The sequence below is a fragment of the Pseudoalteromonas sp. SCSIO 43101 genome, assembly GCF_023650775.1.
In the GTDB taxonomy this organism is placed as follows: domain Bacteria; phylum Pseudomonadota; class Gammaproteobacteria; order Enterobacterales; family Alteromonadaceae; genus Pseudoalteromonas; species Pseudoalteromonas apostichopi.
This window is the reverse complement of sequence record NZ_CP072674.1, coordinates 91,767-115,959: the sequence shown is the minus strand read 5'-3', so window position 1 is coordinate 115,959 and position 24,193 is coordinate 91,767. Positions and strand designations below refer to the sequence as shown.

Here is a 24,193-nt window from a genome sequence, read left to right as displayed (position 1 = left end):
AGGCACGTGACTTTAGAGCTACTCCAACAAAGGGTTATTCAGCATTTAACCTGCATCTACGGCGAGGTTGAACTATCAACAACGCTTGAACAACTCGCAGACAGATTAATCGATACCATGTTAGGTGATGATCCTGTCCGTGACCCAACGCCGCATAAAAACCGTTGGGATGAGCAAGATATGATTTTAATCGCCTATGGTGATTCGATTATTCGCCATGCTAACACGGATGAAGCGGTTGCTAAGCCTGAAGAGCCGCCTTTGCATACCTTACATCGCTTTGTAAAAAACCAATGCTTGCCTGAACTTAATGCATTACACATTTTGCCATTTTACCCGTATAGCTCAGATGAAGGCTTCGCGGTAATGAACTATGTGCAAGTGAATGAAGCGTTAGGCAGTTGGCAGCATATCCGCGATATTTCGAAGGATGTCAGGTTGATGGCTGATTTAGTGATCAATCATTGCTCTAGCAGAAGTGTTTGGTTTGAAAACTTTATTCAAGGCAAAGAGCCTGGTAAGTGTTATTTTAAAACAGCAAGCCCGAGTGACGATCTTGTTCAAGTTGTTCGCCCGCGAACATCGCCTCTTTTACAAGCGGTTGAAACAAAAAACGGTTTGCAACATGTATGGTGTACGTTTAGCCACGATCAAGTCGACTTTGATTTTGCCAACCCAGATGTGCTCAATGAGTTTGTCAGCATTATTCGTCATTATTTAGATAATGGCGTAAGAATTTTCCGCCTCGATGCGGTGGCATTTTTATGGAAAAAGCTGAATACCCGCTGCATTAACCTACCAGAAACTCACGAAGTGATCAGATTACTTCGCACCCTGATAGAGCATTTTGAGCCTAACGTGATTATTATCACTGAAACCAATATTCCAAACCGCGAAAACCTCTCTTATTTTGGTAATGCCAACGAAGCACATTGTATTTACAATTTCTCATTACCGCCTTTGCTATTACATACCTTACTGAGTGGCGATAGCACCGCATTAAAGCACTGGATGATGAGCATGCCACCCCCTCAAGAAGGGACTGCATACTTTAACTTTATAGCATCACATGATGGTATAGGTTTAAGGCCTGTCGAAGGGTTATTGGAGCAAAGTGAAATTGCCGAAATGGTCAGTACCACGGCTAAATATGGCGGTAAAGTATCATTACGTACCGCACCAGATGGCACCAACACCCCTTATGAGTTAAACATCGCATTGTTTGATGCGCTGCAAGGTACCCATAAAGGCCCAGATAAATGGGGGGTTGCACGCTTTTTATGTGCGCATGCCATTATGTTTGCACTTGAAGGTATTCCAGGTTTGTATATTCATAGCTTACTCGGTACTACCAATGATTATGAACGCTTTGAAAACAGCCAACATAACCGAGCGATTAACCGTCACCGCTGGCAAGAGTCAGATTTACTTGCCAAGTTGAATAACGAAAATGCTCATCATCGTACTGTGTTTAAAGCGATGAAAAACCTAATGGCTATTCGTAAGGCACAAAGCGCTTTTCACCCTAATGCAACGCAATATACATTACATTTAAGCGAGGGGTTATTTGGTTTTTGGCGACAAAGTATCAACCGTTCGCAAAGTATGTTTTGTGTTTATAACATCAGTGACGAGACGCAAACTCTTACTCTTGCCGACTTAAATTTGATTGGTACTGAGCAGTGGCGTGATTTAATCAGCGGTGAGCAAATTACCGAGCAGACAAAAACCATGTCGCTAACCCCATACCAAGCTGTATGGCTCAGCAATAAATGAAGGCAGGCACTGTAAATGCCCTTTACAGTGCGCTTTTTGTTGCCTCTAAGAGAAGAGATTCAACACTAAAAGGAAGAGGTGTTATATGTGCTTTACTGAAAACGCGAAAGTTAATTGCCAAGTTATCACTGTGAATTTGTTCAACGAGTTTAAGCGTTTGTTCGTTATGTTGACTGAAAATGGCCACTTTTTGATGAATAGGTCCAGAGGAGTGTTTATTCAGTAAGTCATGAATATTCACCACTGCTAAAGCCCCCAGCGTAACATGACCACCGATAGTGACGTCTATTTTTTCTGCTACAGCTCGAAGCGGCCAGTTAATTGCACCAACTAATACTTCTTTGCGTTTGTTTAATTCATCAAGCGCAGCAATCGCTCCTAAGGCCATAGCATCGTTGGCTGCCCAGACAATATTAATGGTTGGTTGATGGCTAAAAAAGCCAAGGCTATGACGATACGCTTGTGTTGCTGACCAGTTGGCAACTGTTTTCGCCGTGATGTGTGTATTATCATGCGTTAATACACTTTGTTTTAAACCTTGCTCCCTATCAAGTGCTGCATGAGTCGTGTAATCGCCATTAATCGCAAAAACACTAGCAGCTTGTTGACTATTTTCAATCAGCTTATTGGCAAGAAGTTGCCCCGCTTGTTTATTATCGGGTACCACGCTACCTGTGATATTAATACCATGATCAATCAATCTTTTTAGTTCTTTTTCAGATGGGCGGTTAAGTAAAAAGTAGATCGGCGTAGAAGTGTGTTCTATGCTCAAAAGATGTTGGGTTAGCACGCTTTTCTCATCAACTAAAATCAGCATATCTGGCTTTGCTTTAATCGCTTTAGCCACTAATGACTTCATTTCAATATGATTTCGGTTGGCATAATGGATGGTTAAATCGAGATCAAAGTCTTTGGCAGCGTCACGCATCATCTGCGACACTTCAAACCAAAACGGGCCCGTGACATTAGTATCGGCATGGCCAGGATTTATAAAAATAACACTTTGCTTGGCAAATACACTCGGTAAGCAAAATAGGCAGATAGTGAAAAATACCGTTTTTAGCATGGTTTTATTAGGTTAATCGGCTGATAGGTTAGAGTATAGCGCGAATTGATAGGTTTAAGTAAATGATTAGAATAGGATAGTTTTTTCTAATTGATAGAAAAAGGGCTGCACAAAAGTGCAGCCCCAAGAGAATCAAATTGAAATTACAACGCTAAATTAAAATTCATACGTTACATTGGCGAATACACGTCGGCCAATTGAGTCGTATTGAGAATACAATGCCGCATTACCTACTTGGAACTCTGTGCTTGATAAGCGAGGAGGCTCTTTATCAAATAAGTTTGCAACACCCATTGTCGCGCTCCAACCACCATCGAAGTTAGCCGAACCCGAAAGAGTGTGATAAGTTGTCCATCTAGTTTCACCAACGAAACGAACTTCTTCCCCACGATATGATGTTAGATTTGAATCATTGTTATATTCGTAATCGTTTGTTGAATCGAAGTAATTCGCAGTCCATGTTAAGCTGTAATCATTCCAACCATAAGTTAGTGATGCGTTACCAACATGCTTAGGTTCACCCATCTCGCCAACTTCATTGTTTAGCTCACTATTTTCGAATAACTGATAAGTACGCTCAATTTGCATTGTGTGTTCTAATCGGAATCGGATTGAGCCAAAGTCAAACATATCTTGGTATGTGAAGTTATAATCGACACCGCGAGCATTTTGGCTCGCAACATTTACATAACCACTATAGATTTCATCAATGCCGTAGTCGTTATTAGAACCATCTCGTCGAGTGAAAAGGCCACACAACGGCTCATTTGCAAAATCTTTAGATTCATAACATTGAGACGTAATATCACTGCCACTTAAGCTAGTTACTTCATCATCAATCGAAATATTGTAATAATCTATTGAAAGAGCATAGGTGTCTTCTGGACTTCTCCAAACAAAGCCTATAGTTTCTGTGACCGCAGTTTCAGCTTTTAATCGTCCTTCACCACCACTTGTATAAATAGTTGCAGAGCTACCGCCTAAAGCATAATCAGCAGGGATCCCATCTGCTTGACAGTTGTTTGCAACTGTCTGAGTAATATTACCTGCGGCAAACTCTTCTGACCAATTCAAACAAGGATCGACTGCTAACTGTCCACCAAAACCAGATTGGTTAGCTAAATAAAGCTCATAAAGTGCTGGCGAGCGGAAAGAACTACCTCGGTTTGCACGAATATTAAAGCCTTCAAGCACTTCCCAATTTAGACCTAATTTATATGTTGTATCGTTGCCATAAGTATTTACGTCTGTCCAACGGAATGACGCTGATAGGTCAAGAGAGTTCATTAAAAATAGATCTTTTACAACAGGTACTTTGACTTCACCATACACAGCTCGTGTGATTTGTGAACCCGCAGTGATCCCCGCTCCTGTTAGACCCCAAGAGTTACCCTCTAATGTATGTTTTCCTGGCGTGTCTTCGATTTCATCCTTCTGAATTGAAAGACCAAATGCAGAGCCAACTGTTCCTGCTGGTAAATCAAATAAGTCACCAGTAATATAAGCATCTAAAGTTTGTTGCTTATAAATAGTATTACCGATATCTTCACCAAAAATAAAATCTCTAACCTCTTGAGATGGATTTCCAGCTAAGAAATTTGGATCTGTCCAAGGGATATCTACACACGTTCTTTTTGAAAACTCAGTTACTTCTCCATTACATTGGACGCCATTAGCTAAATTTAGCTGAGACATCACAAGCGAATCTCTTAAGAAGATCTGTTGCTGATATTCACCGTCATTGTAACTATTTTGGTAAGAAACATCCCACAACCAATCGCCTAGGCTACCTTCTAAACCAACTACAGCACGCGTGTAATCAACTGTCGTCTCAGAACCGTAGTGATCAGATAATGCAACAGGCATTAAAAATGCGTCTCCAGAGAAACCATCAAATAGGTCTGCAGCTTGAGGGCCAATATCACCAATCCAAAACTGTCTATAACTACTCATTGTAGTCGTTCGTGAGCTATGGATTAATTCGCCGTATAATTTCATATCATCAGTAATTGCGTAATCACCTTGAGCAAATACTGACCACACTTTAGTTTCTGGACGCATACTTTCATTGTCTAGAAACGGGTGCTGAAGGTCCCACCAACCATCACTTTCTTTGTCATAAGAAACAGGATACCAGCCATCAGGAGTAGTTAAATCACCTGGTTGGGTCGCTGTACTATTGTAATTATCATATCCGTTTGCACCGAAGAATCCATCATAGTCGTATGCTAGGTTTGGTCCGCTACCTATAACATTTGATGCACCTGCACCATATACCCAAAGGCCATAACCAGTTTCATTACAGTTTGCCTTGCCTGTTCTAGGATCGATCGGATCAGCTTGAGAGCCATCTGTATTATATAAAAGTCGCTCTGTACAATTAAGGAAGTCTCGATCACCTCGTTTCAGCTCTTTTGAAACTTTATAATCAGCAGTTACACGGAAAGATCCTTTGCTAAATTCTTCACCATAGCTAACATTGAAGCGTTGCTCTTCACCACCTGATTCAAATGGTTGGCTAATATCAACATTTACAGATTTATCGTCACCTTTCTTAGTAATAATGTTGATAACACCTGCAATCGCATCAGAACCGTATAATGAAGATGCGCCATCTTTAAGGATTTCTACACGTTCAATTGTTGATAGTGGAATAGTATTAAGGTCAAAAGCCGAAACTTGGCCACGAGTACCTGCTGGACCAGCTCTACGTCCATTTAGAAGAATTAGGGTACGAGATGCACCTAAACCACGCAAAGATGCAGTCTCTGTACCTTTACCACCAGCAGTAACATAACCCACACTCATTGCTGAGGTAATTTGATTTGAACCTGCTGCGGCAGTACTGGTTCTAAGTAAATCAGCTAGCGTTTTGATGCCTTCATTTTTTGCATCTTCTACCGTGATTATATCTATAGGAGTTTCACTTGCGAAACTGTCCGTTCGAATACGAGAGCCGATAACTTGTACTTTTTCAATAGGTTCAGCACCTTCTTGATCTGCTGCTATAGACTGACCAGAGATTGCAAGTGCAGATGTACATAGGGCAAGTTTAATACTTGTACCTAAGATATTATATTTATTCATTATTTCACCTGTTATTTTTTATTTTATCCTTTATATGAGGTTTGTTAACTTTTATTTCAAAATATTAACAGCTAAGACTTTATCATTGTCCCTATTTTTTGCAAATAAAAACTGCGTATCAATTTGTACGCTACTAAAGCTAAATGAAACAGTTGCTTAAGTTAATTTTAGTATGGATTAGATTTTTATATGTGTTAGTTGTTAGCGATTGCTAACTGAATTGAGTTTTAATATTTTTGTTTGGTGTAATATTTTACCAGTATTAGGTTTACACAGCGTTTCGCTTTATAATGGGCGCATAATTTGTATTTGGTTGAGGGTGTATGAGAGCCATTTTTATTAGTTTTTTAATCGTTTTTTCCAGTCTGAGCGCGGCCAGTAATATTGATCTTGAGGCCAATATGAAAAATATGGGACTTGCTTATAAAAACTCTGTACGTGCTAATGATCTTGCCACCTTTAATACAGCTATTGATGAATTTATTGAATTGTTAGAGACAGCTAAAACTGCTGATTTTAAACAGCATAAAACGGCGTCTTTAGAAGGGCTTGATAAAGTTATAAATCAAGCAAAGCAAGCTAAGCAACTTGCAACGACCCGTGGCCTTGAAGCTGCAAAAGCGCCGCTTAAATCTATTGATGAGCTACGTAAGAAATACCATGAGCTACATGAGCCACCAGGCTTTTGGGAGTTGTTATTTGGTAAGTAAGTTAGATTTACTTTAATTTTAAAAAGGTGCCGAGGCACCTTTTTTAACGCTTTTTCTTTTTACCTTGAACTGCTTTAAAACGCGGATTGTCTTTATTAATAACATAGACACGACCCTTACGTTTTACGATTTGGCAGCCCGGGCGGTTCTTAGCACTTTTTAATGAACTTAATACTTTCATGTTCTTTCCTTATAGTAACTATTTGCTCGCTAAGTTTTTGAAACGACGATTAAATGCTGCTACACGTCCATCGCTTGCTAGGGCTTTTTGTTTACCAGTATAAAACGGATGAGAGTCGCTTGAGATATCAATTGGTACATAAGGGTAAGTTTTTCCCTCAAGTTCAATCGTACGCGAAGTTTTGATAGTAGAACCAATAATAAAGTAGCTGTCTGCTGCTGTATCATGAAAAGCAACTTGCTGGTAATCAGGGTGGATATTGGGCTTCATAATTCAACTCTATGTTATGTGATAATGTATCGACTATATAGTGGTTGTGTATTGATATCAAGATGAAAATAATTCTTATTTATTGTGTTCTGTTTTAAATTTATACAAGCTGAGCAATCAATAAGCAGTTAGCTTTAAAAAGCTGGATATTGTCGATAAGGCTGTTATAACTAGGTATGCGTGCTTATTTTAAAGAAGGATATGGAAGTGAATGATAAAACTAGCCGTGAAGAACTAGATCAAAATGTAATGAACATGCTTCGCGATAAAGACCATTCTATTTTAGCTAATCATGTAGATATTTTGTCTTGTAGTCACAACGATATTATTGAGCTGTTAGCACAATATTTAGCACTAAGTGAACAAGATGATGATGAACGTTTTGATACTTGGTTTGATAATCTAAGTAAAGAGCAACATACCGTCGTTAAAACTTTTGAAGTTTATCGCGGGCAGTATGAGCATTTAGATTCTTAATACCTATTCATGCTTGAATATATTGTGTTTAAGCATCATGTTTTATATGAAAAAAGCCACCCGAAGGCGGCTTTGCTGATTAGCGCTAACTTATTATTTGAGCATATAAGCACGTAATGTAAATTGCTCAGCTGTGCTTGTGCCATAATCACTTACAACAGTACGAATGTGGACAAAATCACCTGAGTTGCCATCATTTGGAATTGTCGCAATCCATTCACCATCAATATTTTGTATCTGTGCATCAACCCAGTTTTCTGGGGAGAACTTGTCTGATACAGGGCAGTAGATATATGCAGGAATTGAGGTAATTGCACACTCTTGACCATAGGCATATTGGAACTGTACGTCTGCTAATGGAACTTCGCCAACACCATCAAGTAAGCCTGATAACTTAACCTGTGCAGCTTCGCCTACATTCATCGTGTTTTCGATGTCTACAGGTAAATCAATCATAGGTATCAGTACTGGTTGTATACCTTGATGCTGCTCATTGGCAGTAAAAGTATAGAAGCCTTGGTATAGTGATCCTAGGTTGTCTTTAACAGGAGAGCGCTCACCAACACCACGTGCGTATGAACGCACCTCGAGTGTAATTTGGTGGTCGCCAGGTTCAAGAGTTAGTGTCCCTTGATAAGGGGATACAGGCTTACCATCTAAAGTTAAACCGAAAGCCGAACTACCCATATAGCCAAACATCCCGTCGTGATTAGAGGCATCGCCAAAGGCTGCAATATTGAAGTGGAGTAAGTTAGTATCTCGGCGGATAATTGGCGAACCACTGCTGCCTAAGCTACCAGCACGAGGGCCTTTGAACCATGTTGTTGTTTCTTCTTCTGCGGGTGTCATTGTACGTGGACCATCAAAGTAAGCGCCAGAACTTTGCATTTGATAATTTGGCATGACGATATTCGTCCACGCATTCTTCGTTGTGGCTGTGTAATACTCTTCACGTACATGAGGTAGCATGATCATCTGTGTACTACCTGTAGAGTAAAACTCACCTGTACTGTTGGTCATTGCCATCGCATCAGTCCAAGACGGACGTTCATCATTTTGTGAATGATAAGAAGCGGTGATCTTATGCATCTTATGTTCAGTGATATTGATTTGACCTGATTGAATACGACCATCAGTAATATGATTGATAGAGTAGGCATAAGGTGAGCGTTCGGCTGCAATCCCTGACCAACTTACCATATTATTACCTGCTTCGATCTCAGTCATAAGCGTTTCACCTTGCTCAGAACTAATACCAATTACAGGTATTTTAGGTGTGCCTGTAATGGTTCCTTTATAGCGACCTGCACGAGATGGACGATAGAAGATTACGCCAATGGCGCCATTCTTCATCGCGTTACCAACCATGTAAGAAGTCAGATAATAAGGGTTAGTAATAAGGGCTATTTTACCTTCTAACTGAAATTGACTCCAGTCAGTGCTATAACCTGCATCACCTACTGGCACTACTTCAGCAGAGCCTTCGCCATGAAAAGAAAGTGCTAAGCCTTGCTTAATATAGTCAAGCTCAACGCCATTTTGCATTTTTACCGTTGTTTCTGGTGCAAGTGCGCGTGTAGTGACAAATGAGCGGAAACGATCATCATGACCTTGAGACCATGCAAACATATCACTTACATAATCTGGAGCCATTTCAATGCCGGCTAGTTTCGCTACTTTTTCATCGTCTAGGGCATAGGTGAAACCAAAAGAATAACCTTGAGGAGCAAGAGGTTGTTCAGCTTTGAAGGTTACTTGTTGAGCTGTTCGAGCATCTAAATCAATTACTGTAGTACTATCAATTTTTCTATTTAGAACGGCCATTTGCGCTGCTGAATCAACGAGACCTGAATTTGAGTCAGGGTTATCGTAAGTCATGATATTAGCCACAATAGTATAGTAACCAGCAGGTACTTCAGCTTCTGCTTTCCCACCATTTAGTCGGACAAGTGAACCCCAATCATCTTCTTCGTTAATTAGATACACCTTTGAAGGAGCACTTGCACGATTACCCCAACGGTCAGTTAAGTTGACTGTGAGAGAAACTTTTGGTTGATCTATCCAAAAAGAGACGGGAACAATAAGTTGCTCATTGCTTTGGCTTGTTGAAGTACCTGTAATACGACCAGTAATCGCTCCGTATGCACCGTTTCTCAATGCAACAGACGGGTCGATCCACATTGGTACTTGCGCTTCGCCATTGGCTGGTATTGTAATTGATTTAGCAGCTAGTCCAGCCAGTGTCGCTGGTAATTGTGTTTTACCATCTTCACCAATTAAATCGAGTTTTAATTTCAGGGTGATATCTTTCTGCGAGATATTTTTTAAGGTTACTGATGTTTCAGTAAAAGCATCGTTTTCAGTATGCTTAAAAAAGCCAAGTTCTCTGTTAGGTGGGGCAATGATGGCTTGATCAATCGCGCGATTGATATCCATCGGGCCTGCGCCTTGCTCAAGTACATGTGAATCGGTTATTTTTACAGATGAAGTCAGTACATCTTTTATTTGTTGTGGTGTTAAATCATGGCGGGCCTGCATGACAATAGCTGCTCCTCCAGCTACGTGGGGGGCTGACATCGATGTACCAGAGTAAACTCGGTATGCAGTATCACCTAAGCCACCCGATGCAGCTGCTACAACAGACACACCTTGTGAGGTAATATCTGGTTTTGCTGAGTGACCATCTGGTGAAGGACCGCGCGAAGAGAACGAAGCTGTATTACCGTCACGATCTATAGCACCAACGGTTAGTGCACTTGGCGCACAGCCCGGTGAACCAATGGTTTCACGGGTAAAACTATTACCTGCAGAGATAATAAATAATGCCTTCTCGCTAAGAGCTTCAACCATGTCAACGAGTGGGCCACTACAAGTTGTTGCCGTACCGCCGAGAGACATATTAACAATATCTGCTTGTTCATCCATGACAGCCCAATACATCCCATTTAGGATTCCTAGTGTTGAACCGCCGCCATTATTACCAAGTACCTTACCGATTATAAGCTCTGAACCGGGTGCAACACCGACCCATTTACCATCAGATTCGTGACCATTACCAGCCACGGTTGAAGCAGTGTGTGTACCGTGACCATTTATATCGTCAACACCGTTACTTGAATATGTAAAATCACGAGATGCAACTACACGTCCATGTAAATCAGGGTGTTCAGTGTCATAGCCTGTATCAAGAATGGCTACTTTAATACCTGCTCCATTGTAGTTAATGGCTGCTTCACCATAAGCTCCGGTTAAAGGTACTGTCGGTGTTAATGTCTCTGACTTTGAGACTTTATGAGCGTGAACGATAGCATCTAACCAAATACCTTCTACATCAGCTTGTGATGCTAGCGTTTGCCAAGCTTGAGCGGCTTTATCTTTACTAATTGCGAATGCTGCACTGTCGATAAGTTCTATTTCGCTAGTCAATGATATGCCTGCAAATGTCTTTGGTACTGCCGTACCTGCAAGGCTGCCATCGCGATATTCAACAATTATAGGCAGTACATCAGTAGATGCATCATCATAACCAGACTCGTAAAGTTTATTGATATTAAATAATTCCATATCAATTGATTGTGAATTTACAAGGGCTTGTGCTTGCGTTGGGATAACATAAGTACTTTTACCACGTTTAAAAATACTCGTAATTGCATCAGAGCCATCTGCATTGAGTAAACGAATACCACCTAACTCACCGTTTTTATTGACGACCGCAGATACTTTGTCACCTGTAATCAGTGTAAAGGTAAGCGCATCTGTTTTTGTTTTAGTGATGGCAACATCTTGTGCCATTGCTGGTTGCGCTAAACTCAAGCCGAGCATAGCCAAGTAGGTCGCATTTATGCGACCAAGCCTTGAAAAAGGTTTCATCTTTCAATCCTTCATTTATGATTTAATTAGTTGAGAAGAGAAGAGCACTGTTCATTGTTAATGTGTATTGCACTCGCAACTTAAGTAACTCAACTAGATCAATCTAACGATTAAAAATATGAAAACCTACAAAACAAAAGTAGCAAATTGTATTAACTAAACGGTAACAATTTAAACGTTGCTGTAACTTTGTCCGGTCGTTCAGTTTTGCTTCATTTTAGAGTGGCAAATTAATCGGGTTATTTTATTGATAGGTCGTATTTAGTGACCACGTTATCTATATAACGATGTCTTAGAGTGTTTTTACCCTCGTTTCCAGTACCATAACTTAAAGCGCGGTTCATTAATTTGAGAGCTTTATGTAAGCTTTGTCGCTCCTCCAAAGTTAAGCCGATTTTAGTGCGTAGCTCAGTAATATCATCAATAAGTAATTTAGCGACATCTAGCTGCACTGCTTCTTCAACTAAGCCATTTTGTGTGAGGACTCCATATTTGCTGCATAAAAACTGTTGCCATACTTGTTGTAAATGTTCCTCAATTTCACTACCAAACAACTCTTCATTTATTGCAAATCCTTGCTCGGCCAGTTTACTCAGATGATTTGAATATTGCTGGGCAAAATAATTAAATGCTTGGCAAGATGAAGTAATGTCGTGCTTAATAATTAATTGCCCCCAACTCGCCGCGCCACGAGGGTAGTAGTCTTGATATTCTTCGCATTGGTAAATACCTGAATATGAACTGCACTCTAACTGACTCTGCAAACAGTAACTTGGCTTTGGAAATAAACTACTTTGCTGCCATTCTGATAAGGTTTCCTCATCAATTGATAGGGTCTGACACAGCTCTTCGGTAGTGTAAAAGTAGGTTGCCAAAAATTTAGAAAGTTGCATTGTCAAATACTCGTTATAAATACTGTTAATATATACAGTGTTTGATTTTGGCTTAACTTTGATTTTTTCTCAAGTATTTTTATTTATTACAGCTCACTACTCGGAAAATGGCTGTGTTTATGATACAACTAGCGCAAATTTTCCAAACATTAAAAAAGTTATGCGCAACCTAGAAACAATTAAACAAGCAAGTTTGATCACCGCTATAAAAACACCATATTTAACGAATGGTGAAATTGACCTTGCTTGCTATGACGACCTTGTTGAGCAACAAATTGCAGCTGGCGTTGATGGCATTATTGTGGGCGGTACCACAGGTGAAGGACAACTAATGAATTGGGAAGAACACTTAATGCTGATTGCACATAGTGTTAGCAAATTCTCAGATCGTTTACTAATTGTAGGTAATACGGGTAGTAACAATACCCGTGAAGCGATTAAAGCAACCGAGTATGGTTTTGCTACAGGGATGGATGCTGCGCTACAAATCAATCCATATTACGGGCGCACGTCTTTGGCCGGAGTAAAAGAACACTTTAATCGTTTACTTGATATTGGTCCTGCATTTATTTACAACGTAGCAGGTCGTACAGGTCAAGATCTAACCCCCGATATCATTGAACCACTCGCTAAACACGAAAACTTTATTGGTGTAAAAGAATGTGGTGGTAATGAGCGAATTGCACATTATGAACAGCAAGGTATTGCTTGTTGGTCTGGTAATGACGATGAAGCGCATGATGCAAGGCATATTCATAAAGCCCACGGTGTTATCTCGGTTACATCTAACATCATTCCAGGCTTATTTCGTCACTTGATGAATGAAAAGAATGATGCATTAAACGCAAAATTACAGCCTTTAATGGGGTGGTTGTTTTGCGAGCCTAATCCAATTGCGATAAATACTGCTCTGATGATGACAGGTGCGGTGAACCCTGTGTTCCGTCTACCTTATGTGCCACTATCAAATGAGCAACAAAAAATAGGGTTAGCATACATTAACGAACTTGATATTGCTGATATAGTAGGCGAAAAAGCACAACTTTTAGCTGAAAAAGACGTCATTTTACGATAAAAATGAATGAGTGCTTAATTACTTTTGTAATTAAGCACCATTGTTTTACTTTTTTGTAGCTAATAGGTAAAATTAGCAATCGTTTGGCGTTATAAGAATAATACTTGTGAAATTTGTTGTTGATAATCTGTGTTTATGGGTTGCACCCGAGCAACAAGTAGCATGATTAAGCCACCTCGATCTTCTCGACCTTGATTTAAGCTGGGTTGCACCTATGCAGCGTCGCCGTTTAAGCCCTTTCATGAAAATGGCTCTTCATACTATGCATCAAGCACAAGGGAATCACGAGCAGCTCGCCGTAAATTTTTCATCGCGTCATGGCGACTTACCAAAAACGGCGAATCTATTACATTCACTAGTTGAACAAGAGCCTCTTTCTCCTACCGCATTTGGTTTGAGTGTGCACAATGCCGCAACCGGGTTGTTTTCTATTATTGCAAAAAATAAAGCACCAATGAATGCCATCGCAGGTGGGCAAGACAGTATTATTTCTGCCATGATCGATGGCTTTGCACGTGTTCATATTGGTGTTGAGCAGCAAATTTTAATAGCCCATGCCGAAAGCGTATTACCCGATGAATACTTACCATTTAGCGATGAGCAACAAATTGCTCATAGTGTGTCGTTTGTATTATCAAAAGCACAGATCGGTAAGCCGTATTTTGAATTAATAAAACTTCCTGAATCAGAACATACGCAAAGTGACTCATGTTTACCATTGAGTTTGCAATTGGCAGCTGCTTTAACAAGCAAAGGAACACAATCGCTGCTTTCACATCAACAATCAGCTTGGATGCTACAGTACCATGGCGACTAACTTTTATATAAAGTTGAATAAAATTTGGCGTGTATTGGCAACGGGGTTTTGTTTTACTGTATTTGGTTTTGGCGGTATTCTTCTAACCTTATTGGTTTTACCTATCCAACGCTTATTTGAACCCTGCCAAGCAAAACGTAAGCAAAAAGCGCGTTTAACGGTTCATTATAGTTTTAAATTTTTTGTTGCCTTGATGCATTACACTGGTGCTATCCATTTTTCGGTGCATGATAAACAGCGATTTCATGATCTTAAAGGGCAACTTGTACTTGCCAATCACCCTTCATTAATTGATGTCGTGGTGCTGATATCTGTCATTAAAAATGCTGACTGCGTGGTCAAAGCACATCTATTTAAAAATCCATTTATGCGCGGTGTAATTAAGGGCACAGGTTATATTAGTAATGAAGACCCACAAGAGTTACTAAACGAATGTGAAGCATCACTTGCTGCTGGAAATAACCTGATTATCTTTCCTGAAGGCACCCGCACAACCCCTGGTGAACAGTTAAAATTTAAGCGTGGTGCTGCGAATATTGTTGCTCGCTGTAAAGCTCCTATTACCTCAGTGCTGATTAGTATGAAACCAAGTACTTTGACCAAAGGCACACCATGGTATTGCGTCGCAGCAACAAAAGCGCATTTTGAAATGCGCTTTGCCAGTGACCCATTTACATTTAATGACACACTTAATAATGAACAACCCGCTATGCAAGCACGACAATTAACCCGTGATTTGCAACATTACTTTTCAGAGGAACTCAGGCACCTATGACTGAACTAAAGAACAAAATAAAACAATTAATCATTAGCAGCTTAGATCTTGAAGATATTACCGTGGATGATATTGAAAATGACCAACCTCTATTTGTTGATGGTTTAGGTCTAGATAGCATCGATGCGCTTGAGCTTGGTTTAGCCATTAAAAAAGAGTTTAACGTTAAAATTGACGCAAACTCAGAACAAACAAAAGCCCATTTTGCATCAGTAGGTGCACTGGCAGAGTTTATTAACCAACACCAATCATAATACAGACTTAGAAGTAGGAATAAGCATGAAAACCGCTGCTGATATTTACAACGTTTTACAGGGCATTTTAGTAGATGAATTTGAGATCGATGCTGATGATATCAGCCTAGATGCGCACCTGTATCAAGACCTAGATCTTGATAGCATTGATGCTGTTGACTTAGTTGTAAAACTACGCGAAATCACTGGCAAGAAAATTGAGCCGGATGCATTTAAGCAAGTGCGTACTGTGCAAGATGTTGTAAATGAAGTAGAAAAGCTCGTTTCATAAACATTATTATGCTCAAAGCGATAACCACAACACTGCTCTTAGTGTGCTTATCTTTATACCCATTTATTGTGTATTTTGGATTACAGCATATCTCAATAAGGCAAGTGAGCTTGGTACTGATGGTATTGGTCGGCTTAAGGCTTTTGCTTAGCAAAAAGCTGCTCAAATCTATGCCATGGATAAAACCCGCCTCTATTTTGGGTATTATCGCTTTAGCAACAACGCAGTTTTTTAACAGTGATCTGGGCTTAAAACTTTACCCAGTCATTATAAATACAGTAATGGCAATCACCTTTGCTTATTCGCTGAAAAATGGCCCAACAGTCATTGAGAGTTTTGCTCGAATTAAAGAGCCTGATCTTGATGAAAAAGGGGTTAATTACACGCGCCAAGTTACTAAAGTATGGTGCGCGTTTTTTATTATTAATGGCAGTATTGCGTTATACACTAGCCTATTTACTTCGTTAAAGACATGGACTCTGTACAACGGATTAATAGCCTATATTCTGATAGCTCTCTTAGGCCTTGTGGAATGGCTTGTAAGACAAAAGGTTAAAAGTAATGGTAGCGAGTAACCTGAAATTTCACCCAGACGCTGCATTTGTTGTTGCAGGGCAGCCAATAACACAAACACAGTTTTATGCTGATATTGCGGCTTATCAAAGTAAGCTCACAGCGCTGAAAACTGGCAGCCATGTGGTGCTATTTCACCCTGATACCTACCAATTTGCAGTGCGCTTATTTGCTTTAGCCTGTAGTGGTCATAATATTATTCTTCCACCTAATGGTCAGAATGAAACACTAAGTTTATTGCTTGCGCAGTCTGCTTTTTTTGCTGGTGATGCGACTAATATCGATGACGATGTACTATTTACCAACCTTGAGCACAGCCAAGGTTACAGGCCTTTGCAAACTAACCGTTTACAATGGCCTATAAATACTGCCGTTATATTTTATACGTCAGGCTCATCAGGACAATCTAAACCGATTGTGAAACCGTGGCGGGTATTAAACCGAGAACTCGCAGTATTATCAATGTCATTTGACTTACCACGTCAATTTACGTTTTTAGCGACCGTATCGCATCAACATATTTATGGCTTATTGTTCCGTTTACTTTGGCCGTTGTCTAAGGGTCATATAATTGATAGCGAGCAAATTCAGTATCCAGAACATATCGCGCAAAGGTTAAAAACCATTCGATATGCTGTGCTCGTTTCAAGCCCAGCACAGCTTGGCCGTTTATGTGCTGATAATGTGTTAATACCTGAACGCGATAAAATTAAGTGGTTATTTTCCTCTGGCGGACCACTCAATAATGAGCATGCCGAAACTTTATTTAACCAGTTAGCTCTCCCGGCGACACAAGTCTTTGGTAGTACTGAAACAGGCGGCATTGCTTATCGTCAAGTTACACAGGCTGCGGTTGATGTACCATGGCAGCCGTTTAATGGTAATTTTTTATCGTTAAATCATGAAGGGCGATTGATGCTAGATTCTGCGATTTTAGAGCAATCGAACTTTCCTTTAGATGATAGAGCACTCGTTCATAAAAATGGTCAATTTAAACTGTTGGGCCGTATAGACAGAACGATAAAAATTGAAGAAAAACGTTTAAATTTAGATGAGCTTGAGAGTTATCTGCAAAACCATGACTGGGTAAAAGAAGTAAAAGTAGTGGTTATTCCAGCCAAGCGTGTACAAATTGGTGCGGTGGTTGTGCTCAGTGATGAAGCTAATAAAGAGCTTGAACAACAGGGTAAATTAGCAATAAACCGCGCATTACAAGCGCACCTCTCAAACCGCTTTGAACGTATTTGCTTACCACGTAAATGGCGCTACATCGATGCACTTCCTTTTAACAGCCAAGCTAAATTAAGTTTAAAAACATTGGAGCAGTATTTTGCCAAGCCTGAATAACGTAACCCCAGAGGTGGCCGTTTTATCACAAACTGAAACTAGCGTGAGTTTAGCGTTAACCATTGCTGCTGATTTAGATTATTTTCGTGGTCATTTTCCTGATGCGCCAATTTTAGCAGGTGTAGTACAACTTGATTGGGCAGTAAAATATGCTCAGCAATATTTAGGTTTTGGCAAACTTGTACAAGATTTAGAAGTGTTAAAGTTTCAGGTAGTAACAATGCCTGATATGACGGTAAACCTAACCCTTGAGCGTAATGCAAAAGGTAAGTGCTTGTTTAGCTATCAATCAGACAAAGGCCAACATGCGTCTGGTCGAATTGTATTTTGTGATTAAGCCATGAACCAGTTTTGTATTGTTATTCCTAATTACAATCATACACATGCTATCGCTGCTGTAATCTACGAGCTAAAAGAATTACAGCTGCCAATTATCATGGTTGATGATGGTAGTGACGAAGATGCCAAGCAAGTATTTGCAGAGCTTGACACTCAGTACGACTTTTTAACCTTGATAAGCCATGCTCAAAATCAAGGTAAGGGTGGGGCCGTTCAAACTGGGTTGTTGGCTGCCTATCAACAAGGGTTTAGCCATGCTATTCAGGTTGATGCAGACGGTCAGCACTCGTTAGCAGATATTAGTAAGTTGATTGAACTGAGTAATGAATCACCGAAAAAAGTGATCAGCGGTTGTCCAATTTATGACAGCTCAGTGCCTAAGCACCGTTATTTGAGCCGTTATATCACCCATTTTTGGGTTTGGGTGGAAACCCTAAGCTTTGATATTGTCGATTCAATGTGTGGGTTCCGGGTTTATCCATTAGCAGCTGTTGAACAATTAATGACAAAGCAACCGCTTGGCAAGCGCATGGACTTTGATATCGAGATTTTGGTCAGGCTTTATTGGCAAGGTGTAAAAGTCACGTTTTTGCCAACCCAGGTCATTTACCCTGAAAATGGCGTATCTCACTTTCGAGCCTTACACGATAACGTGGGAATTTCTTGGCTACATACGCGTTTATTCTTTGGCATGTTGCTACGCTCACCTAAGCTACTTTGGCGTAAGGTGGCTGGCTAATGGCTGTAAAGCACTGGTCAAAAATGCAAGAACGTGGCAATCGCTTTGGCATGCAGATATTGCTTGTGTGTTATCGCGTATTTGGTCGTAAAGGCTTGTGGCTGGTGCTGTTTCCAGTGGTGTTTTATTTGTTTTTAACAGGCAAAACTGCCCGCCAAGCATCACATACATTCTTAACTCAAGCGCGTAAGGTGAATGGTAATAGTAAAGCCGTTACTTGGCGTGACAGCTTTCGTCATTTTTGCTGCTTTGCAGACAGCGCTTTTGACAAAATAGATGCTTGGCTTGGGCGAATACAGCAACATAACATTCTTTACACTAACGAAGCGCTTTTTAAACAACTTGATGAGCAACAGCAAGGGGCTATTTTTATCGGCTCGCATCTTGGCAACTTAGAGGTATGTAGGGCCCTTAGCCAACACAGAAACAGTAAAACGATTAATGTATTGGTGTTTACTCATCATGCCGTTGAGTTTAATAAATTACTGAAAAGTATTAATCCGGATGTTGCGGTAAACCTCGTTCAAGTAACCGATCTTGGCCCAGATATGGCGATTATGCTTAAAGAAAAAGTCGAGCAGGGTGAAATAGTGGTGATTGTCGGTGATAGAACCAGTACCACCACCACAGGAAGAGTAATCGAAGCTGACTTTTTAGGTAAGCCAGCCCCTTTTTCACAAGGGCCATTTATTTTAGCTGCGCTGTTAGATTGCCCGGTGTTTCATCTGTTTTGTTTAAAAGATAAAAAGCCAAATGGCGAAATATTTTACCGCGTGATTTTTGAAAAATACGCCGACAAACTCGTTCTACCGCGTAAAACGAGACAACAAACATTACAACAAATTGTTAGCGATTATGCGCAAAGGCTCAGTTTTTACGCTGCGGCCTATCCGTATCAATGGTTTAATTTTTATGATTTTTGGCAAAATGACGAGCAAGTGTCTCGTGGTCAAAACAAGGAGAACTAAGGTGTCAGAGCACACGACTACCGTATTTGGCGAGCAGCGTTTATCGATTGAAGATATTGTTCATATTGCATTAGAGCAAAGGTGCTGTAGCGTTAACATCAGACCGTCAATTTGCGAATAAAATAGACAGCGCCGTAGCGTTTTTAGATAAGTTGCTTGAAGATGATGGCGTGATATACGGCGTTACCACAGGTTATGGCGACTCGGTAACCGTAAAAGTGCCGCTTGATTTAGTGAATGAGCTACCACTGCATCTTACTCGTTTTCATGGATGTGGCCTTGGCGATGTTTTTAATCTAGCCCAAGGACGCGCTATTTTAGCGACCCGTTTAACCTCGCTTTCACAGGGGTATTCTGGTGTTAGCTGGGATATGTTGAACTTATTACGTGACTTTTTAAATCACAATATTGTACCGGTAATTCCGCAAGAAGGGTCGGTGGGAGCCAGTGGTGATTTAACCCCGCTTTCGTATGTAGCCGGTGCCATGGTTGGTGAGCGCGATGTGTATTACAAAGGCGAAATTAAAAACAGTCTAGAGGTGATGCAAGAACTTGGCTTAAAGCCATTAAAGCTGCGCCCGAAAAAGAAGGGCTGGCAGTCATGAATGGCACGGCCGTGATGACAGCTTTGGCATGTCTTGCTTATGATAGAGCAGATTACTTAGTTAAATTGACCAGCCGTATAACAGCCCTTGCAAGCCTTGCATTAAAAGGTAACAGTCATCACTTTGATGATATTTTGTTTTCGGTGAAGCCACATCCAGGGCAACAGCAAGTAGCTGCATGGATCCGTGGAGACTTAAACCATGTAGAGCACCCGCGTAACGCTGACCGCTTGCAAGATAGGTATTCAATTCGCTGTGCCCCACATGTTATTGGTGTTCTTCAAGATAGTTTGCCTTGGTTTAGGCAAATGATTGAAAATGAACTAAATTCGGCGAATGACAATCCAATTATTGATGGTGAAGGTGAACACGTGCTGCATGGTGGCCATTTCTATGGTGGCCATATTGCAATGGTGATGGATAGCATGAAAACGGCTGTGGCAAATTTAGCAGACTTAGCTGACAGACAAATAGCATCGTTAGTGGATACACGCTATAACAATGGGTTACCCTCTAATCTATCGGCAAGTAACGATGAGCGCCGTTACATTAACCATGGTTTTAAAGCGGTGCAAATCGGTGCTAGTGCGTACACTGCTGAAGCGCTAAAACTGACCATGCCAGCGAGTGTGTTTTCTCGTTCGACCGAGTATCATAACCAAGATAAAGTGAGTATGGGAACCATAGCAGCGCGAGATTGTTTACGTATATTGCAGCTTACTGAACAAGTTGTTGCTAGTACGTTGCTCGCGAGTATTCAAGGTCTACGTTTACGTATTAACAGTGGTGAGCTTGAGTTTGCTAGTTTAACTAGTGATGTACAAAGTATGTATCAAGACATTAGCGAGTTTTTCCCGCTGCTTGATGAAGACCGTCCACTAGAAGCTGTTCTTCGCTATACGGTTGACGCTATTCAAACAAAACGTTGGAGTTTATATGCATAGTCGTGGCTCGTTGCTGAGCACTCATGTTGAGATTGAAATTCCTTTTCATGATTGCGATCCAATGAATGTGGTATGGCATGGTAATTACCCGCGCTATTTAGAAGTCGCACGCTGCGAATTACTGCGTTTGTTTGACTATGACTATGTGCAAATGCAAGAGTCTGGCTATGCGTGGCCGATTATTGACATGCATATTAAGTACGTCGGCTCAGCATTGTTCACACAAAAAATCCGCGTTGATGCGTACTTAAAAGAATATGAAACACGATTACGTATCGATTACGTAATCACTGATTGCGCTACAGGTAAAAAGTTAACCAAAGCAACGACTATCCAAGTTGCGGTTGATATAGAGAAAAAAGAAAATGCAGTTTGTTTCGCCGCCTGTTTTACATGAAAAACTTCAAAAGGTGATTTAATGCGATTAAGCGTGTTGTTACTGAGTGTGCTAGTTTTTTTTCCTGTGTTTGCATCAAGCGCAGTGACAGAGCAAGGCACATTTAGCCAAGAGAAGCATTTTAAAGGATTTAGTAAACCTTTTATATCAACAGGTTCGTTTGAACTTGCTGAAGATGGCCTCACTTGGCAGGTTGAGTCTCCGGTTAAAAGCACGCTATTAATTAAGCAAGGGCAAGTATATACCCTTAACGCTCAAGATGAGCCGCAGCTACAAAAAGGCGCTGAGCCTTACGTTAATTTACTGCAAGCAATTTTAAAGCATGATGAAGTGGCGCTTGCTGAGCAATTTACGATGACAGACCATGCAGAGCCCGGTTGTCAGACTTTATTACCTAAAGATGACCTGCTAAAGCAGCTATTTAGTCAGTTCGAATTATGTGTAGCAGCAGAGCAAGTGAGCCGTGTGCGTCTTCAAGAAGCAAATGGTAACTTTACTGTATTACGCTTTGCTTATCCTCACAATGAGCAAAAACAGTGAAAGCATGGGGCCTAACGCTCGCTTGGCTGAGCCTATTAGTTAGCGCCTTAGTGGTTGTTTTTATTCTAAAACAGCCTACGTTGAATAATGATATTTTGGCTTTGTTGCCAAAGTCAAAGCCGCGTTTACAGCAAGTTGAAGAACACTTTTTTTCAGCTAACAAACAGCAGTTGAGCTTTTCTTTTCGTGGTGAGAATGCAGTAAAAGTTTATGATGATTTACATCAATGGCTGGCGAGCAAACACATTGAGCCTCGTTTTAAGTTACCAGAAATATCCCAGTTGGCAGCATTTTACGGTCAGTACGCAGGGCATTTAGTTTCCGAGGAATATAAGCAAGCGATTGGCGATGCTAATCGCTTTCAACAGTATTACTTTAATCAGTTGAGTAAAGTCGCTGATCCTTTTGTTTCAAGTACTATCAACCAAGACCCTACGCTTGCTACAGCGGGGTTCTTATCCGAGGCAATGGCGCACATGCAGCAATTTGAGCTGCAAGATGGCCGAATTAACATTAACTATCAAGGTGATGAGTATTTAATGTTATTCGTGCAAAGTACTGACAATGCCTTTTCAATAAATCAATCAATAGCTTTGAGTAATGAGATAGTTACCTATATCGCTGAGCTTGAAAGCCGCTATCCCGATACACAAATTCGCTATGCCGGTGCTTTATTTCATACTGCAGCAAATGCGCAGCAAGCCAAATTTGAAATGACCTTGTTTGGTTCGGTGAGCTTGCTGGCGCTTATTGTGATGGTGGTGTGGGTGTTTCGCTCGATAAATGCATTGTGGCTGGCCTCTGTAACCGTGATAAGCGCCGCTATTGGCGGCACCATTGCGCTGATCAGTATTTTTAGTCAGGTGCATGTATTAACCATGGTGTTTGCAGTGACGCTGATTGGTATTGCCATTGATTATGCATTTCATGGCATGCTTGATTTAACCGAGCAGCCGCAAGGTTTTAGCCAAGGGCTCAAACTGGCACTGGTGTTGTCGTTACTAACCACCACACTCGGCTACGCGAGTTTGTTTTTCTCACCAGTACAGTTACTCAGTCAAGTAGGCGTATTTGTTGTTGCAGGGCTAGTTACAGCTTGGCTTTGCACCCGTATTTTATTGCCTTATTGGCAAGCTGGCTTAACCATTAACACTGCTGCGCATCGATTAGCTAACTGCTTAAGTGGTTATTTAAAACGATTAACGCATTATCGCGCTGCACTCAGCATGCTGATGTTAGTGTTTCTGAGTGCTTTTGCCTTACTAAAACCCCCTGTGATTAATGATGATGTAAAGCTGCTAAATGCAAGTCCTGCGGATTTAATGCAAAACGAAGCGCTGCATATGTCTTTATTAGGTAAAGATAATGGGCAAATCATGATTTTATTTGCCGATAATGCGCAGCAATTACTAGAAAAACAAGAAACACTCAAGACAAAAATAACTGGGCTCAATGGTAACGTATTGATGCTTAGTGACTTAGTGCCTAGTAAGCAATTGCAAAAACAAAACTACGAGCAATTACATTCGGCCCAGCAAGCCATGAGTGTGGTTAGCCAAATGACAGGGACGCCTGTTGAGCTCTCAACATCAATGCTTGATTTAAACGCGGCACTTAATTCACCATTAGCGCCGTTAATCGCTAACCAAGTGATCTCAAACAATACACTCACCGCAAGCTGGTTTATGGTAACCGGTGTAAATAAATCCGAGCTTAAGGATTTGGCCAACGCTTCTACAGACTTAATTGTTTACGATAAAGTTGCGATGATAAGCGAAGGTTTAAGCCATTACTCAAATTCGTTACTGGTGACACTGGCTATTGCGATGATCTTTGCGTTATTACTTTTTAGCGTTAAATTTGGTTTTAAAACAGCATGTAAGCAAATTTTAGTGCTTATACTAACAACTTCAGCAGTACTGCTGCTCTGCAGTGCGCTGCAATCTCAGCTATCGATTTTTAATCTGTTAGGCTGTTTATTGATATTAGCCTTGGCAATTGATTATTTGGTGTTTTATCAAGTTAATAATTTAAGTCCTAGCAATGTGCTTGCAATTAGTTTATCAGCGGCTTCATCGATGTGGGTATTTGGCATGTTGGCCGTTTCAAAAAACGCCGGCCATTTTCAGTTTCGGATTAACGGTATTAGTGGGGCTAGTTTGTATCTATATCCTGGCGCCGCTCAGTATTGCATTACCTAAAAATAAGGAAAAATAATA

20 protein-coding genes and 3 pseudogenes are annotated in these 24,193 nt (G+C 40.6%); 17 read left to right on the top strand and 6 right to left on the bottom strand.

The annotated features are described in order from the left end of the window. Window positions 1-6 precede the first annotated feature (6 nt). Window positions 7-1,776, top strand: coding sequence for a sugar phosphorylase (locus tag J8Z25_RS17685; protein WP_250662226.1), 1,770 nt, complete (start codon window positions 7-9; stop codon window positions 1,774-1,776). Between the two features lie 22 nt (window positions 1,777-1,798). Here J8Z25_RS17685 and J8Z25_RS17680 read toward each other — a convergent pair whose 3' ends face one another. Both J8Z25_RS17680 and J8Z25_RS17675 read right to left on the bottom strand, forming a co-directional pair. Further along, entirely contained in the window at window positions 1,799-2,842 is a 1,044-nt protein-coding gene (locus J8Z25_RS17680; RefSeq protein ID WP_250662225.1) for an ABC transporter substrate-binding protein, read from the bottom strand. A 156-nt stretch (window positions 2,843-2,998) separates the two neighbouring features. Then, window positions 2,999-5,929 (bottom strand): TonB-dependent receptor domain-containing protein, encoded by a 2,931-nt coding sequence (locus J8Z25_RS17675; protein WP_250662224.1) that lies wholly within the window; start codon window positions 5,927-5,929, stop codon window positions 2,999-3,001. Window positions 5,930-6,252: 323 nt separating this feature from the next. Here J8Z25_RS17675 and J8Z25_RS17670 point away from each other — a divergent pair, with 323 nt between their 5' ends. Beyond that, complete coding sequence (locus tag J8Z25_RS17670) at window positions 6,253-6,639, top strand: cytochrome b562 (RefSeq protein ID WP_284693415.1); 387 nt, start codon at window positions 6,253-6,255, stop codon at window positions 6,637-6,639. 43 nt (window positions 6,640-6,682) lie between these two features. Here J8Z25_RS17670 and ykgO read toward each other — a convergent pair whose 3' ends face one another. Then, window positions 6,683-6,820, bottom strand: coding sequence for a type B 50S ribosomal protein L36 (gene ykgO / locus J8Z25_RS17665; protein WP_054554561.1), 138 nt, complete (start codon window positions 6,818-6,820; stop codon window positions 6,683-6,685). Window positions 6,821-6,838: 18 nt separating this feature from the next. Continuing rightward, entirely contained in the window at window positions 6,839-7,090 is a 252-nt protein-coding gene (locus J8Z25_RS17660) for a type B 50S ribosomal protein L31 (protein WP_130052724.1), read from the bottom strand. Between the two features lie 249 nt (window positions 7,091-7,339). Between J8Z25_RS17660 and J8Z25_RS17655 the strand changes: the two genes are divergently transcribed. After that, complete coding sequence (locus J8Z25_RS17655) at window positions 7,340-7,567, top strand: hypothetical protein (RefSeq protein ID WP_372799648.1); 228 nt, start codon at window positions 7,340-7,342, stop codon at window positions 7,565-7,567. A gap of 93 nt (window positions 7,568-7,660) precedes the next feature. On the opposite strand, the gene J8Z25_RS17650 is transcribed toward J8Z25_RS17655, so the two are convergent. Both J8Z25_RS17650 and J8Z25_RS17645 read right to left on the bottom strand, forming a co-directional pair. Further along, window positions 7,661-11,437, bottom strand: a complete 3,777-nt coding sequence (locus J8Z25_RS17650) for a S8 family serine peptidase (protein WP_250662222.1) — start codon at window positions 11,435-11,437, stop codon at window positions 7,661-7,663. Window positions 11,438-11,676: 239 nt separating this feature from the next. Beyond that, window positions 11,677-12,330, bottom strand: a complete 654-nt coding sequence (locus J8Z25_RS17645; RefSeq protein WP_130052721.1) for a DUF6058 family natural product biosynthesis protein — start codon at window positions 12,328-12,330, stop codon at window positions 11,677-11,679. Window positions 12,331-12,490: 160 nt separating this feature from the next. On the opposite strand from J8Z25_RS17645, the gene dapA reads away from it, so the two are divergent. The 14 genes and pseudogenes from dapA (at window position 12,491) to J8Z25_RS17575 (ending at window position 24,175) form a co-directional block, all read left to right on the top strand. After that, window positions 12,491-13,405 (top strand): 4-hydroxy-tetrahydrodipicolinate synthase, encoded by a 915-nt coding sequence (gene dapA, locus J8Z25_RS17640; RefSeq protein ID WP_250662221.1) that lies wholly within the window; start codon window positions 12,491-12,493, stop codon window positions 13,403-13,405. Between the two features lie 202 nt (window positions 13,406-13,607). Beyond that, a pseudogene (locus J8Z25_RS17635) lies at window positions 13,608-14,222 on the top strand (beta-ketoacyl synthase chain length factor); the annotation flags it as partial. Continuing rightward, on the top strand, window positions 14,212-14,997 hold the full coding sequence (locus tag J8Z25_RS17630) for a lysophospholipid acyltransferase family protein (protein ID WP_250662219.1): 786 nt from the start codon (window positions 14,212-14,214) through the stop codon (window positions 14,995-14,997). The pseudogene J8Z25_RS17635 and the gene J8Z25_RS17630, both read left to right, overlap by 11 nt. Next, a complete protein-coding gene (locus tag J8Z25_RS17625) occupies window positions 14,994-15,251 on the top strand; it encodes a phosphopantetheine-binding protein (RefSeq protein WP_250662218.1) in 258 nt (85 codons plus the stop codon). Before J8Z25_RS17630 ends, J8Z25_RS17625 begins: the two co-directional genes overlap by 4 nt. A 25-nt stretch (window positions 15,252-15,276) precedes the next feature. Then, window positions 15,277-15,522, top strand: a complete 246-nt coding sequence (locus J8Z25_RS17620) for an acyl carrier protein (RefSeq protein WP_054554554.1) — start codon at window positions 15,277-15,279, stop codon at window positions 15,520-15,522. Between the two features lie 8 nt (window positions 15,523-15,530). Next, the gene (locus J8Z25_RS17615; protein ID WP_250662217.1) at window positions 15,531-16,097 is read left to right on the top strand and encodes a COG4648 family protein; all 567 of its coding nucleotides are present in this window, start codon (window positions 15,531-15,533) and stop codon (window positions 16,095-16,097) included. Beyond that, complete coding sequence (locus J8Z25_RS17610) at window positions 16,084-17,442, top strand: AMP-binding protein (protein ID WP_250662216.1); 1,359 nt, start codon at window positions 16,084-16,086, stop codon at window positions 17,440-17,442. Before J8Z25_RS17615 ends, J8Z25_RS17610 begins: the two co-directional genes overlap by 14 nt. Continuing rightward, window positions 17,426-17,779: an ApeI family dehydratase gene (locus tag J8Z25_RS17605; protein WP_250662215.1), complete on the top strand. Its 354-nt coding sequence runs from the start codon at window positions 17,426-17,428 to the stop codon at window positions 17,777-17,779. Before J8Z25_RS17610 ends, J8Z25_RS17605 begins: the two co-directional genes overlap by 17 nt. Before the next feature lie 3 nt (window positions 17,780-17,782). Continuing rightward, on the top strand, window positions 17,783-18,520 hold the full coding sequence (locus J8Z25_RS17600) for a glycosyltransferase family 2 protein (protein WP_250662214.1): 738 nt from the start codon (window positions 17,783-17,785) through the stop codon (window positions 18,518-18,520). Next, complete coding sequence (locus J8Z25_RS17595) at window positions 18,520-19,488, top strand: lysophospholipid acyltransferase family protein (protein ID WP_250662213.1); 969 nt, start codon at window positions 18,520-18,522, stop codon at window positions 19,486-19,488. The genes J8Z25_RS17600 and J8Z25_RS17595 overlap by 1 nt, the downstream gene beginning before the upstream one ends. Continuing rightward, window positions 19,448-21,037 (top strand): annotated as a pseudogene (locus tag J8Z25_RS17590) (HAL/PAL/TAL family ammonia-lyase). Before J8Z25_RS17595 ends, J8Z25_RS17590 begins: the two are co-directional and overlap by 41 nt. Continuing rightward, a pseudogene (locus J8Z25_RS17585) lies at window positions 21,030-21,456 on the top strand (acyl-CoA thioesterase). The pseudogenes J8Z25_RS17590 and J8Z25_RS17585 overlap by 8 nt, the downstream one beginning before the upstream one ends. Then, window positions 21,456-21,974, top strand: coding sequence for a LolA family protein (locus J8Z25_RS17580; RefSeq protein WP_130052714.1), 519 nt, complete (start codon window positions 21,456-21,458; stop codon window positions 21,972-21,974). Before J8Z25_RS17585 ends, J8Z25_RS17580 begins: the two are co-directional and overlap by 1 nt. Next, complete coding sequence (locus J8Z25_RS17575; RefSeq protein WP_250662212.1) at window positions 21,971-24,175, top strand: MMPL family transporter; 2,205 nt, start codon at window positions 21,971-21,973, stop codon at window positions 24,173-24,175. Before J8Z25_RS17580 ends, J8Z25_RS17575 begins: the two co-directional genes overlap by 4 nt. Window positions 24,176-24,193 lie beyond the last annotated feature (18 nt).